The sequence below is a fragment of the Microtetraspora sp. NBRC 13810 genome, from assembly GCF_030268685.1.
Classification (GTDB): Bacteria; Actinomycetota; Actinomycetes; order Streptosporangiales; family Streptosporangiaceae; genus BSRQ01.
The window spans coordinates 193235-205709 of sequence record NZ_BSRQ01000012.1; the positions used below are offsets into that span (position 1 = coordinate 193235).

Genomic DNA, 12475 nt, shown 5'->3' on the forward strand with positions numbered 1-12475 from the left:
TCTTTAGGGACACGACAACCTCCCCTGTCGTTGGGGCCCGAGACGTCCCCTTCCCGCTCGAAGGCGGCTCAATCACGACGCGCCGTGGGAGGATGCTGGACAGGCCGTAAGGCCGCAGAAAAGACAAGAACACTCAAACAGGTCCTTGCTGGGCCTCGACTTCGCGAAGGGGCAGCCGTTCCATGGCTGACAAACTGATCGCCACACTGCGCACCAACCACGGCACCATCAAGGTGCAGCTCTTCCCCAACCAGGCGCCGAAGACCGTGCGCAACTTCGTCGAGCTGGCCCAGGGAGCCCGCGAGTGGGTGGACCCGCGCACGGGTGAGAAGACCACCGCAAAGCTGTACGACGGCACGATCTTCCACCGGGTCATCTCCGGCTTCATGATCCAGGGTGGCGACCCGCTGGGCGAGGGCATCGGCGGCCCCGGCTACCAGTTCGACGACGAGATCAGCGTCGACCTGTACTTCAACCGCCCCTACCTGCTGGCCATGGCGAACGCCGGCGTCCGCAACGGCCGGGGGACCAACGGCTCGCAGTTCTTCATCACGGTCAACCCGACGCCGCACCTCAACGGCAAGCACACCATCTTCGGTGAGGTCGTCGAGGGCACCGAGGTCGTCGACACGATCAGCAAGGTGCAGACCGGCCGGTCGGACCGGCCCGTCCAGGACGTGGTGATCGAAGAGGTGACCGTCGAGAACGTCCCGGCCTGATCACCCGCCGGTGGAGCGGCGGCCCGCCCCCCACGGGCCACCGCCCCCCACCGCCGAAGCACCCGAGGCGAAGCACCCGCCGCCGAAGCACCCGAGGCGAAGCACCCGCCGCCGAAGCACCCGAGGTGAAACACCCGCCGCCGAAGCACCCAAGGTGAAACACAGAGGGAAGCGCCGCCGCGAGCCCTCCCGCGCCGTGAGTCGCCGCGCCGCCGGCGCCACGGACACGCGCGAACCTGAATAGGCTGGCAGCGTCTGCGTCCAAGCGCACGGTCGAAAGGGCCACGAGCACGCGATGAGCACTCAGCCACCCATCCCCCCCACGCGGCCCGGCGAGCCCGGCGCCGGGGCGGTGCCCACGTGCTACCGCCACCCGGAGCGCGAGACCTACGTCCGCTGCCAGCGGTGCGAGCGCCCGATCTGCCCCGACTGCATGCGCGAGGCCGCCGTCGGCCACCAGTGCGTCGAGTGCGTCCGCGACGGCAGCAGGACCGTACGGCAGGCGCAGGCCGTCTTCGGCGGCCGGGCGGTCACCGCCCCGAGGGTCACCTGGACCCTGCTCGTGCTCAACGTGCTCGCCTACGTCGGCGAGATCCTCAATCCCAACTACGTCGTCGGCAACTTCGGGATGCACTCGCTGGCGGTCGGCGAGTTCGGCCAGTACTGGCGGCTGATCACCGGCGCGTTCCTGCACGCGCCGCCCAGCGACGGCAGCTTCGGGGTCACCCACATCCTGTTCAACATGTGGGCGCTCTTCGCCGTCGGCCCTGAGCTGGAGCGCCGGCTCGGGCATGTCCGCTTCACGGCGCTGTACCTGCTCTCCGCGCTCGGCGGGTCCGTGGCGGTGTACCTGCTCGCCTTCGGCGGCGTCGGAGCCTCCGGGGCCATCTACGGCCTCTTCGGGGCGCTCTTCGTGGTGAGCAGGCGGCTGGGCTACGACCCGCGCGGCGTGCTGTGGCTGATCGGCATCAACGTGGTCATCACGTTCGTCGTGCCGGGCATCAGCTGGCAGGCGCACCTCGGCGGGCTCGTCGTGGGCGGCATTGTGGCAGCGGCGTTCGCCTACGCACCGGTGAAGAACCGGGTCGTCTTCCAGGCGACCGCCGCCACGGTGATCCTCGCCGTGCTCCTGCTGACGGTGCTGTTCTTCCCGCCGTTCGCGGTCTACGCGGCCAACGGGATCTTCTGATCGGACCGCTCGGTCAGGGCTTCCCCAGGGTGTGGATATTCCTGTGGAAACTTCTAACGCCAGCGGGTGGACAACACCACACCGAAGATGATGAAAACGAACCCGATCAGCAGGTTCCAGTTGGTCAGGGAGCCGATGAAGGGTGCCTCGGGCGCGACGTAGTAGATCGCGATCCACAGGATGCCGATGATCCAGGACACGACCATCGTCGGCGCGAGCCAGCGCGGGCTGACCTTGACCTGCTGGGTCTTCTGCGGCGGGGTGTAAACCGCCTTCTTGCGAACTTTGGACTTGGGCACGGGGTGACTCCTGGTGAACGCCTGAGGGATCCGGATCGCCCCCGAGGCTCTGTCATTAGCGTAGTCGCCGGTGAGCGAGGACCGAAGTTACCAGTCAGCGTAGCGTGGTCACGACGGTCAGGCACAGAGGCGTGATCCCCGGGCATGGTCACCGGGCGGGTCGGTTCCACTGCCGGCGGCCTCTTATCCTGAGATGTCGTCCCTCCCGGAGTGAGCCCATGACCCGAGTGCTGGTCATCGACAACCACGACAGCTTCGTCCACACCATCGTGCACTACCTGCGCATGCTGGGGGCCGACTGCGACGTGCGGTCCCGCGACCAGGTGACCGTCGGCGACGCCGCGCGTGCCGACGGAGTGCTGGTCAGCCCCGGTCCCGGTACGCCGGAGGACGCCGGGGTGAGCGTGCCGGTGGTGCTGGAGTGCGAGCGGGCGCGGGTGCCGCTGCTCGGCGTCTGCCTCGGCCACCAGGCCATCGCCGTCGCCTACGGCGCCACCGTGGGCCGGGCCGCCGAGCTCATGCACGGCCGGACGAGCGCGATCGCGCACGACGGCAAGGGCGTCTTCGCGGAGTTGCCCTCGCCGGTCACCATGACGCGTTACCACTCGCTCGCCGTGCGCGCCGGGACGTTGCCGGACGTGCTGGAGGTCACCGCGACCTCGGCGGACGGCGAGATCATGGGCCTGCGGCACCGGGCGGCGGACATCGAGGGCGTGCAGTTCCACCCCGAATCCGTCCTGTCCGAGCACGGCCATCGGCTCTTCGGAAACTGGCTCGCAAAAATTCTGTAACACACGGGCCGGTCCGAACGACTACCGAGTGAGGGCCCCCGCCGTTGCCCCCGAGCGGCGGGGGCCCTCACTATTTGCCGCCCCGCCCGGTTGATCGGCTTTCCCGGCCCCGCCCCGGACGATGGGCTTTCCGCACACCACCCCGGATGATCGCGCCACGAACGACGGCGACCGGCCCCCGGTGGAGGGGGCCGGTCGCCGTTCGTTCGCCGATCGTTACTCGAAGCCGTCGCCCGGCGGGGTGTCCACGCCACCGCCGCCCAGGCCGAAGTCGCCGTCTTCGTTGTCGCCGCCGCCGCCGTCGTTGCCGAAGGGCGGCTGCTCCTCGTTCGGGAAACCGTCCGTCGGCTGGTCGGTCGGGTAGTCGGTCGGCTGGTCGGTCGGCTGGCTGGTGTCCGGGCCGGTGGACACGACGATGGTGACCGTGGTGCCGGGGCTGAGCCTGGTGCCCGCCGCCGGGCTCATGGTGATCACGGTGTCCGCGGGCACGCTGTCGCTGGCTTGGCTGTCCCGCCTGACCTTGAAGCCCGCGTCCTTCAGGGCCGCCTCCGCGTCGCTGCTCGTCAAGCCGGCGACCTCCGGCAGGGCGGCGCGCTCCGCCGGGACGAAGATGCGGACCGTGGAGCCCTTGGGAGCCTTCTCACCGGCCTTCGGGTCGGTCTGGTAGACCTGGTCCGGGGTGCGGCCGACCGGGCGGGTCATCAGCGACACCTCGAACCCGGCCTCCTTCAGCGCCGAGGTGGCGTCTTCGGCGGACTGCCCGACGACGCTCGGCACCTCGACCTGCTCCACACCCCGGGAGACCTTCAGCGTGACCTTGGTCTGCTTGTCGACCTGGGTGCCGGCGGGCGGGTCGGTGTCGATCACCGTGCCCTTGTCGTACTCGTCGCTGTACTCCTGGACGCGCACCACCTGCAACCCCAGGTCGGTGAGCGCCTTGGTGGCCGCCTCCTCCTCCTGGGAGGCCAGCGACGGGACGGCGACCTGCTGCTCGGCCGGGGTGTCGCCGGAGGAGAGGAAGCCGTAGCCCACGCCGATGAACGCGCCGATGATCAGCAGCGGGACCAGGATCCACGCCGCGGTCTTGGCCGCGCTGGAGCCGCCGGAGGCGGCGCGCCGCCGCCCGCCGCCGGTCCTGGGGCCGCCGCCGGTGTCGTCCGGGCCGTACTCGTAGTCCTGGATCGCGCCGGAGCGCTGCGTCATCGGCCCGCCCTGGCCACCGGGGTGGACCATGGTGCGGGTGGCGTTGCCGTACTGGTTGCTCGCCGCCATCGTCTGGGCGTCGACCGGCATGCCGGACATGGCGCGCTGGATGTCGGCGCGCATCTCGGCGGCGCTCTGGTACCGGTGGGCCGGGTCCTTGGCCATCGCCTTGAGCACGACCGCGTCGGCCCACTGCGGGATCTCGCGGTCGATCTGGGACGGCGGGATCGGGTCCTCGCGGACGTGCTGGTAGGCGATCGCCACCGGGGAGTCGCCGGTGAACGGCGGCTGCCCGGTGAGCAACTCGTACAGCACGCAGCCGGTGGAGTAGATGTCGCTGCGCGCGTCGACCCGCTCGCCCCTCGCCTGCTCCGGCGAGAGGTACTGGGCGGTGCCGATGACCTGGGCCGTCTGCGTCATCGTGGCCGCGGAGTCGGCCATGGCGCGGGCGATGCCGAAGTCCATGACCTTGACGTCGCCGGCCAGGGTGAGCATGACGTTGGCCGGTTTGATGTCGCGGTGCACGATGCCGCCGCGGTGGCTGTAGTCCAGCGCCCGCAGGATGCCGTCGACCAGCTCCGCCGCGCGCTCGGGCAGCAACCGGTGGTCGGCCCGCAGGATGTCGCGAAGCGTCCGCCCGTCCACGTACTCCATCACGATGTACGGGACCGGCGTGTTGTCCATCGTGTCCTCGCCGGTGTCGTACACGGCGATGATCGACGGATGGTTCAGGGACGCAGCGGACTGCGCCTCCCGGCGGAACCGCGCCTGGAAGGTGTGATCCCTGGCAAGGTCGGAGCGAAGGGTCTTGATCGCGACTATGCGGTCCAGTCGGATGTCCCTGGCGCGATACACCTCGGCCATGCCACCGCGCCCGACGACCCCGTCGAGCTCATAGCGACCACCGAGTAGCCGAGGCTGAGTCATTTCCTGCACTGTCCCTTACCGTTCATCTTGGGTGCCGGCGAACGCTTGGGCCACCGGTGTCCATCATCAACCCCGCGCCGCATCACGTCTCCCCAATCGGCGGGTTTGTTACACCTGGGTCAGGAGTGTGGCCTGGTGTCATGGTCGGCGTGGGGGTGGGCGTTGGGGTCGGGGTCAAGGTCGGGGTGGGGGTCGGCGGTGGCGCCGGCTTCCGGGTGGGCGTGGAAACCGACCTGCTTACCGTAGCCGAACGCGACGGGGACGGTCGCGTCGACTTGACGGGTGGAACGGTCGTGCGGGTCTTGCTCGGCTTGGCTTTGGGCGGGCGCGGCTGGGCCGGCCTGCTGACACGTTGCTGGGTGGGCTCCTGGACGCCGCCGCCGGCCGGCTCCTCCGGCATCTTGGCCGTGGAGAACGCCAGGGCGCCCAGCCCGAAGACGGCGGCGCAGCCCGCCGCCGCCACCAGCGCGCCGGCCCTGCCGCGCCCGCGCGGGCGGCCGTGCCGGCCCCGGGGGAGCTGGTCGGCGGGCAGGCCGGGGATCCGGGCCGGGTCGTAGAGTCCGGGCTCGCCCGGCCGTCCCCGGGGACGGCCCACGAGCCGCGTCACCTCGGGATCGGCCGCCGGGCCGTGCCCGGAGTCGTACGCCGGGTCGTACCCCGAGTCGCGTCCCGAGTCGTGTCCCCGGGCGTCGTACCCCGGGTCGTGTCCCGGGGCGTCGTACCCCGGGTCGTGTCCCGGGGCGTCGTGCCGCTCGGGCGCGGGGCGGGGCGCCGGGGTGGCCGGGCCGGGGGCGGGGATGATGTGCCGGCCCGACGGGTCGGTCAGGTTGCTCAGGTCCACCGCGCCCGCGGTGGCGAGCGCCTCGCGCAGCACGTAGGCCCGGTCGGCGAGCTCGCGGGCGCTGCCCGGCCGGCTGCCGGGGTCCTTGGCCAGCGTGGCCATCACCAGCGCGCGCACCGGCGCGGGGACGCCCTCGGGCAGCGGCGGGGGCGGCTCGTTGAGATGCTGGAGCGCCAGCGTCACCTGGTTGTCGGCGGTGAACGGCGGCTGCCCGGCGATGCACTCGTAGGCGACGACGCCGAGGGAGTAGATGTCGGTGGCGGGCGTCAGCGGGTAGCCGGACGCCTGCTCGGGGCTGACGTACTGCGCGGTGCCGAGCACGGTGCCGGTCGCGGTGACCCGGGCCGCCTCCAGCGCCCGCGCGATGCCGAAGTCGGTGATCTTGATCACACCGGCCTGGGTGACCAGCAGGTTGCCCGGCTTGATGTCCCGGTGGATGATCCCCGAGGCGTGCGCGACGTGCAGACCGGCGGCGGCCTGGTGCAACACGTCGAGGGCGACCTCCGGGCTCAGCCGCGGATTGCGGGCCAGGATCGCCGACAGCGGCTCGCCCGGCACCAGCTCCATGACGAGATAGGCGACGTTGTCGTGCTCGCCGTAGTCGTACACCTGGGCGATGCCCGGATCGGCCAGGCCGGCCGCGATCCTCGCCTCGGTCCTGAACCGCTCGCGGAAGGCCGGGTCGGCGGCCACGTGCTGCCGCAGCAGCTTGACCGCCACCTCACGGCCGAGCAGTCCGTCCCTGGCTCGCCAGACCTCGCCCATCCCCCCGGTCGCGATGCGCGCGACCAGGTGGTAGCGGTTGCCGAGCAGGGGACCGGAGGTCATCTCAGCACCGCCTCCATGACGGCCTTCGCGATCGGCGCGGCGGTGTGGCCGCCGGAGGCGTCGGTGCCCGCGCTGCCGGACTCGACGATGACCGCGACCGCGATCTTGGGCGCTTCGGCGGGGGCGAAGGAGATGAACCACGCGTGCGGGGGACGGCCGTCGGCCGTCTCGGCGGTGCCGGTCTTGCCTCCGACGTCGATGCCGCTGATCTGCGCGGCGGTGGCGGTGCCGTTCTGCACGACGCTGACCATCATGTCTCGCAGCTTCCGGGAGGTGTCCTCACTGATCGCCTCGGACAGCTCCTCCGGATCGGCGGTCTCGATCTGCCCGTTCTCAGAGTCTACGATCTTGTTGACCAGGTAGGGCTTCATCACCACGCCGTTGTTCGCGATCCCGGCGGCGATCATCGCCATCTGGAGCGGCGTGGTGCGGTTGCTGCGCTGGCCGATCGACGCCTGGGCGAGGGCCGCCTGGTCCTCCTGCTCGCCGAAGTTGCTCTGGGCCACGCTCATCGGCACCTGGAGCGGATCCCCGCCGACGCCGAACTTCGCGGCCTGTTCCTGCATCTTGTCGTAGCCGAGATCCATGCCGATCTTGCCGAACGGCGTGTTGCAGGACCGCTCCAGCGCGTACACCAGCGGCACCCGGCCGGTGCCGCATGCCGCGCCGCCGGAGTTGGGCAGGTCGTCGGTGGTGTTGGGCAGGTCGAGCCGCTGGGGTGCGTCGACGACGGTCTGCCCGTCCCTGCTGCTGTCGTCCTCCAGGAACGCGGCGGCGGTGACGACCTTGAAGGTCGAGCCGGGGGGATAGGTCTGGTTGAGCGCCCGGTTGAGCAGCGGCTGGTTCTCGTCCTTCTCCAGCTTGGCGGCCTCGCCGAACGCGTCGCCCTTGTTCGGCACGGACACCTTGTTGGGGTCGAAGGTCGGCAGCGACACCATGGCGAGGATCGCCCCGGTCGTCGGGTCGAGCGCCACCACCGCGCCGCGCTTGCCACTGGACCGCAGCGCGTTGTACGCGGCCTCCTGCGCCTCGGGCAGGATCGTCACCTCGACGCTGGCGCCCTTGGTCGCCTTGTTGGTGAACAGGTCGATCCCCCGGCGCAGCAGCAGCGAGGGACTGCTGCCGTCGAGCAGCGAGTCCTCGGAGCTCTCGATGGCCGACTCGCTCTCCGGGGAGAAGTAACCGGTCACCGGTGCGTAGATCGGACCCTTGGGGTATTTGCGCTGGAACCTGAACTCCGAGGTTCTGCCGGTGTCCACCGACTCGGCGAGCACCTGGTTGCCGGCGGTGATCCGGCCTCGGTCGATCGCGTAGCGCTCGTAGTAGTTGCGGATGTTGCGCGCGTCCGAACGCAGGCCCTCGGCCCGGACGCCCTGCAGGATGTTGATGTTGACCATCAGGAGCCCGAACATCAGCAGGCAGGCGAGGGCGGTTCGCTTGATGGGACTGTTCATCGCTGAAACACCTGCGTGAGTCCTTCGTCCTGGATGGCCTGGGGGGCCGGCCGTCTGGCCGCGTCCGACATGCGTACCAGCAGGGCGATAAGAATCCAGTTAGCCAGCAGGGCCGAGCCGCCCTGTGACATGAACGGCGTGACCAGGCCGGTCAGCGGGATCAGGTTGGTCACGCCGCCGACGATGATGAACACCTGCCAGGCGACGATGAACGACAGCCCGCCCGCCAGTAGCTTGGAGAACGGGTCGCGAGCGGCGAGCGCGGTGCGCAGGCCGCGCTGCACGATCAGCGCGTAGACCATGAGCAGGGCCATCAGGCCGGTCAGGCCGAGTTCTTCGCCGGTGGCCGGAAAGATGAAGTCGGAGAACGACAGCGGGATCTCCCCAGGGCGGCCCTGGCCGAGGCCGGTGCCGAGGATGCCGCCGGAGGCGAGAGCCCACAGCCCCTGCATGAGCTGGGCGCTGCCGCCCACCTTGTCGAACAGCGCCGGGTCCTGCGGGTTGAGGTAGACCTCAAGGCGGTCCTGCACGTGGCCGAAGACCTGGCCGGCGAGGATGGCCCCGCCGACGAAGAGCAGGACGCCGATCAGCACCCACGAGGTGCGCTGCGTGGCGATGTAGAGCATCGCGATGAATGTGCCGAAGAGCAGCAGCGAGGAGCCGAGGTCCTTCTGCAGGACCAGCACGCCGAGGCTGACCGCCCAGGTGATGAGCACCGGGCCGAGGTCGCGAGCACGCGGCAGGTCGATGAAGAGCAGACGGCGCCCGGCCAGGGCCAGCACGTCCCTCTTGGCCACCAGGTATCCGGCGAAGAAGACGACCAGGGCGAGCTTCACGAACTCCGCGGGCTGGAGTGTGGCGAAGCCGAGGTCGATCCAGATCTGGGCGCCGTTGATCTCCTCGCCGATACCGGGGACGAGCGGGGCGACCAGCAGGGCCAGGCCCACGAAACCGGCGGTGTAGGTCAGCCGCTGCAGCGCGCGATGGTCGCGCAGCACGATCAGCGTGACCGAGAACATGACGATCCCGACCGCGGTCCACAGGAGCTGGGTGTTGACCGACGCTCCGGCGCCGCCCTTGCCCTCCTGGATGCGGTAGATCATGACCAGCCCGATGCCGTTGACCAGCGTCACCAGCGGCAGGATCAGCGGATCGGCCCAGGGGGCGAACTTCGCGAGCACGAGGTAGGCGGCCAGGATGAGCCCGCCCAGGCCGAGGCCGTAGCCGAGCATCCCCGCGGGCACCTGGTTGGTCAGGGCCAGCCCGACGTTGGCGTAGGCGGCCATGACGATGACGACCGCGAAGGCGAGCATGCCCAGTTGTGCCATACGCCGTTTGGCCGGCATCTGAACCGGGCTGGACTCGACAGCGCTCATACTCTGTGTCCCGACGTCACCTAGGGGGTCCTCGTCGTCTGCGGATCGGGGGTGCTCGACCGCCTGGTCGGCTTCGGCTGGCTCTGCTCCGCTTGAGTGGTCTCTGTCCGGGCCTCTGTCTGGGTCTCTGTCTGAGGCTCTTCGGTGGGCGTCGCGTCCGGCTCGGTGGGGCCCCGCAGGGACTCGATCTTCTTCAGGGCTTCGGCGAGGCTGGTCGCCATGATGTTCCCGTCGCGGATCTGGCCCTGCTGGAGAGCGCTGAGGCCCGAGATCTTCTGGCCGGTGCCGCGCTCCACCTTGAAGAACCGCACCGGCCCCACCTCGGCGTCGACGCCGCGGAAGACGACGATCTCGTCCCCGCGGGCGCCGACGAAGAACTGGTCCTGCGTCCACTGGTAGGCGAAGTAACCTCCACCGGCCACGACGGCGGCGGTGAGCCCGAACGTGACCGCCAGTATCGGCCACATCCGGCGGCGTCTGACCGCCCCCGCCTCCGCGTACGGAGCCGGTCGCCCCTCGTCGGTGATGATCGGCTGGGGCGCCGTGATGGTGGCCCGGCCCGCCGGAGTGTCCGGCGCCGGCCGCAGCCGGTTGCTGCCGGCCGCTCCCACGACGGCGGCGTCGGCCGGTACGGCGGAGCCGTCCTCGACCTCGATGACGTCGGCGACCACACAGGTGATGTTGTCCGGCCCGCCGCCCCGGTTGGCCAGGTCGATGAGCGCTCTCACCACCTCTTCCGGCTCGTCCAGCGTCGTCAGGGTGTTGTGCAGCGTCTCGGCGCTCACCACCCCGGACAGGCCGTCGGAGCACAGCAGGTAGCGGTCGTCCACCTGCGCCTCGCGGAGCGTGAGGTCGGGATCGACCTCGCCGCTGCCGTCCAGCGCCCGGAGCAGGATCGACCGCTGGGGATGGGTCGTCGCCTCCTCCGGTGTGATCCGGCCGTCGTCCACCAGCGACTGCACGAGTGTGTGGTCGTGGGTGATCTGGTAGAGCTCGCCGCGGCGCAGCAGGTAGGCGCGCGAGTCGCCGACGTGCACCAGCGCGACCTGGGTGCCGTTCCAGAGCATGGCGGTGAGCGTGGTGCCCATGCCCTTGAGGCTCGGATCCTGCCCGACCATCTGGTGCAGCTTGCGATTGGCGTCGCGAACCGCCGACTCGATGGCGCTGAGCAGATCACCCCCGTGGGTGCCCTCTTCGAGAGAGGCCATTGCGGCGATGGCGACCGAGCTGGCCACCTCGCCGTGAGCATGCCCGCCCATGCCGTCGGCGACGGCGAGCAGGCGGCCGCTGGCGTACGCCGAGTCCTCGTTACCTTCGCGGAGGAGGCCGACGTCGGAGCGGGCGGCGTAACGGAGTGCGATGGTCATTTGCGCAATTCAATGACGGTCTTGCCGATGCGGATCGGAACACCGAGTGGCACCGGGGTCGGGCGGGTGACTTTTGAGCGGTCGAGGTATGTGCCGTTGGTTGAACCAAGATCTTCCACGATCCACTGACCGTCCTGAGGGAAGAGCCGGGCGTGCCGGCTGGAAGCGTAGTCGTCGCTGAGGACCAGCGTGGCGTCATTCGCCCGGCCGATGGTGATGGGCGTCTCCGTGAGATTGATTGTGGTGCCCTGCAAGGGGCCACCGGTGACCACCATCTGCCGTGGCTCCCCCTTCTTGGGTTTAGCGGCCGGTCTGGCAGGTTTGGGCGCTTTGCGCGCCGGAGCGGTAGCGGTGCGCGGTCCGAACGTATCTGTCCGGATCACGCCGACCGCGAAGACCACGAAAAGCCACAGCAACGCGAGGAACGCGAGCCGGATCAGCAGCAGCATGAGCTCGGACATGGACCGTTTGTCTACCCCTAATCGCGCCGGAACACCAGAGTCGTACGCCCCAACGTCACACGCGTGCCGTTCTGGAGCTCGACCCGGCGAACCGGCTGGCCATTGACGAAGGTGCCGTTCGTGGAACCGAGATCGACGAGGGCGACCAGTTGCCCCTCGACCCGCAGCTCCGCATGGTGCCGCGAGACTCCCGGATCGACGAGACGAAGATCGCAGTCGGTGCCCCTGCCGAGCAAGGTCACCGGAGTGGTGAGCTCGAAGGAGCGCTGGCCCTGCGGGTCGTCCTGGGTGGAGACCAGCAGTCGCGGGCGGCCGTCGAAGGCGTGGGAACGGGCGGCCGGCAGGTCGCTCACCGGCTGGCGGATCTCGTCCTGCTCGACGGTCGCGCCGCGGATGACCCCGGACCGGATCCGGAACAGGCCGACCGCGAGGTCCTCGGCCTTCTCGAATCGCACCCGGACCGGACCCACGAAGGAGTAGCCCTGCTCCTTCGCGTACTCCCTGGCGAGGTTGGCCAGCTCGTGGCTGATGCTGTCCGCATAGACCTCCAGGCGCTCGTTGTCGGTCGTGGAGAGCTCCACCACGAAGTCGTTCGGCACAAGGGTGCGGCCTTGTGCGACGATCGCGGCCCGCTCGTCCATCTCCCGCTGAACCGCGCTGGCTACCTCGACCGGCTGAAGGTCAGATTTGAACGCCCGCGCAAACGCCCCCTCAACCAAGCCTTCGAGTCGGCGCTCGAAGCGCTGAAGGACTCCCACCGGGTACCTCCCTTCCTCCATCGTCTAGAGGGATCGTATCCGGGTTCCGCACCTCAGGCGGTTCCGTGCTACTGTTTCTCAGCACCCAAGAGGGCGGGTGGCGGAACGGCAGACGCGCACGGTTCAGGTCCGTGTGTCCGAAAGGACGTGAGGGTTCAAATCCCTCCTCGCCCACTCGACTAGTCGTAGTCGGAGACTTTGTCTCCTTCCCGGTCTCCTTGTGTCTGTCCAGGGGGACGACCCCCTGGAACCCCCGGTGTGC

General features: G+C 69.7%; 11 protein-coding genes and 1 tRNA gene. 4 read left to right on the plus strand and 8 right to left on the minus strand.

Annotation, left to right across the window (positions count from 1 at the left end; all coding sequences use genetic code 11):
- Window positions 1-182: 182 nt before the first annotated feature.
- Complete coding sequence (locus tag QSK26_RS24175) at window positions 183-719, plus strand: peptidylprolyl isomerase (RefSeq protein WP_285777524.1); 537 nt, start codon at window positions 183-185, stop codon at window positions 717-719.
- Window positions 720-1014: 295 nt separating this feature from the next.
- A complete protein-coding gene (locus tag QSK26_RS24180) occupies window positions 1015-1908 on the plus strand; it encodes a rhomboid family intramembrane serine protease (protein WP_285777525.1) in 894 nt (297 codons plus the stop codon).
- A 53-nt stretch (window positions 1909-1961) separates the two neighbouring features.
- Here QSK26_RS24180 and QSK26_RS24185 read toward each other — a convergent pair whose 3' ends face one another.
- Entirely contained in the window at window positions 1962-2207 is a 246-nt protein-coding gene (locus QSK26_RS24185; protein WP_285777526.1) for a cell division protein CrgA, read from the minus strand.
- 218 nt (window positions 2208-2425) lie between these two features.
- Between QSK26_RS24185 and QSK26_RS24190 the strand changes: the two genes are divergently transcribed.
- Window positions 2426-2998, plus strand: a complete 573-nt coding sequence (locus tag QSK26_RS24190) for an anthranilate synthase component II (RefSeq protein WP_285777527.1) — start codon at window positions 2426-2428, stop codon at window positions 2996-2998.
- A gap of 216 nt (window positions 2999-3214) precedes the next feature.
- On the opposite strand, the gene pknB is transcribed toward QSK26_RS24190, so the two are convergent.
- The 7 genes from pknB to QSK26_RS24225 all read right to left on the minus strand — a co-directional run bounded on the left by pknB (window position 3215) and on the right by QSK26_RS24225 (window position 12213).
- Window positions 3215-5128: a Stk1 family PASTA domain-containing Ser/Thr kinase gene (pknB, locus tag QSK26_RS24195; protein ID WP_285777528.1), complete on the minus strand. Its 1914-nt coding sequence runs from the start codon at window positions 5126-5128 to the stop codon at window positions 3215-3217.
- 82 nt (window positions 5129-5210) lie between these two features.
- A complete protein-coding gene (locus tag QSK26_RS24200; protein WP_285777529.1) occupies window positions 5211-6797 on the minus strand; it encodes a serine/threonine-protein kinase in 1587 nt (528 codons plus the stop codon).
- The gene (locus QSK26_RS24205) at window positions 6794-8251 is read right to left on the minus strand and encodes a peptidoglycan D,D-transpeptidase FtsI family protein (protein ID WP_285777530.1); all 1458 of its coding nucleotides are present in this window, start codon (window positions 8249-8251) and stop codon (window positions 6794-6796) included. Before QSK26_RS24205 ends, QSK26_RS24200 begins: the two co-directional genes overlap by 4 nt.
- Window positions 8248-9627 (minus strand): FtsW/RodA/SpoVE family cell cycle protein, encoded by a 1380-nt coding sequence (locus QSK26_RS24210; RefSeq protein ID WP_285777531.1) that lies wholly within the window; start codon window positions 9625-9627, stop codon window positions 8248-8250. The genes QSK26_RS24205 and QSK26_RS24210 overlap by 4 nt, the downstream gene beginning before the upstream one ends.
- Before the next feature lie 20 nt (window positions 9628-9647).
- On the minus strand, window positions 9648-10994 hold the full coding sequence (locus QSK26_RS24215) for a Stp1/IreP family PP2C-type Ser/Thr phosphatase (RefSeq protein ID WP_285777532.1): 1347 nt from the start codon (window positions 10992-10994) through the stop codon (window positions 9648-9650).
- Complete coding sequence (locus QSK26_RS24220) at window positions 10991-11455, minus strand: FHA domain-containing protein FhaB/FipA (RefSeq protein ID WP_285777533.1); 465 nt, start codon at window positions 11453-11455, stop codon at window positions 10991-10993. The genes QSK26_RS24215 and QSK26_RS24220 overlap by 4 nt, the downstream gene beginning before the upstream one ends.
- 17 nt (window positions 11456-11472) lie before the next feature.
- Window positions 11473-12213, minus strand: coding sequence for an FHA domain-containing protein (locus tag QSK26_RS24225; RefSeq protein WP_285777534.1), 741 nt, complete (start codon window positions 12211-12213; stop codon window positions 11473-11475).
- 91 nt (window positions 12214-12304) lie between these two features.
- Here QSK26_RS24225 and QSK26_RS24230 point away from each other — a divergent pair.
- Window positions 12305-12387, plus strand: a tRNA-Leu gene (locus tag QSK26_RS24230).
- Window positions 12388-12475: the final 88 nt, after the last annotated feature.

Bases quoted from the DNA above. Each gene is read 5' to 3' on its own strand.
- QSK26_RS24220 (WP_285777533.1), bottom strand. From the start codon at position 11,455: ATGTCCGAGCTCATGCTGCTGCTGATCCGGCTCGCGTTCCTCGCGTTG.
- QSK26_RS24180 (WP_285777525.1), top strand. From the start codon at position 1,015: ATGAGCACTCAGCCACCCATCCCCCCCACGCGGCCCGGCGAGCCCGGC.
- QSK26_RS24190 (WP_285777527.1), top strand. From the start codon at position 2,426: ATGACCCGAGTGCTGGTCATCGACAACCACGACAGCTTCGTCCACACC.
- QSK26_RS24205 (WP_285777530.1), bottom strand. From the start codon at position 8,251: ATGAACAGTCCCATCAAGCGAACCGCCCTCGCCTGCCTGCTGATGTTC.
- QSK26_RS24175 (WP_285777524.1), top strand. From the start codon at position 183: ATGGCTGACAAACTGATCGCCACACTGCGCACCAACCACGGCACCATC.
- QSK26_RS24215 (WP_285777532.1), bottom strand. From the start codon at position 10,994: ATGACCATCGCACTCCGTTACGCCGCCCGCTCCGACGTCGGCCTCCTC.
- QSK26_RS24200 (WP_285777529.1), bottom strand. From the start codon at position 6,797: ATGACCTCCGGTCCCCTGCTCGGCAACCGCTACCACCTGGTCGCGCGC.
- pknB (WP_285777528.1), bottom strand. From the start codon at position 5,128: ATGACTCAGCCTCGGCTACTCGGTGGTCGCTATGAGCTCGACGGGGTC.
- QSK26_RS24210 (WP_285777531.1), bottom strand. From the start codon at position 9,627: ATGAGCGCTGTCGAGTCCAGCCCGGTTCAGATGCCGGCCAAACGGCGT.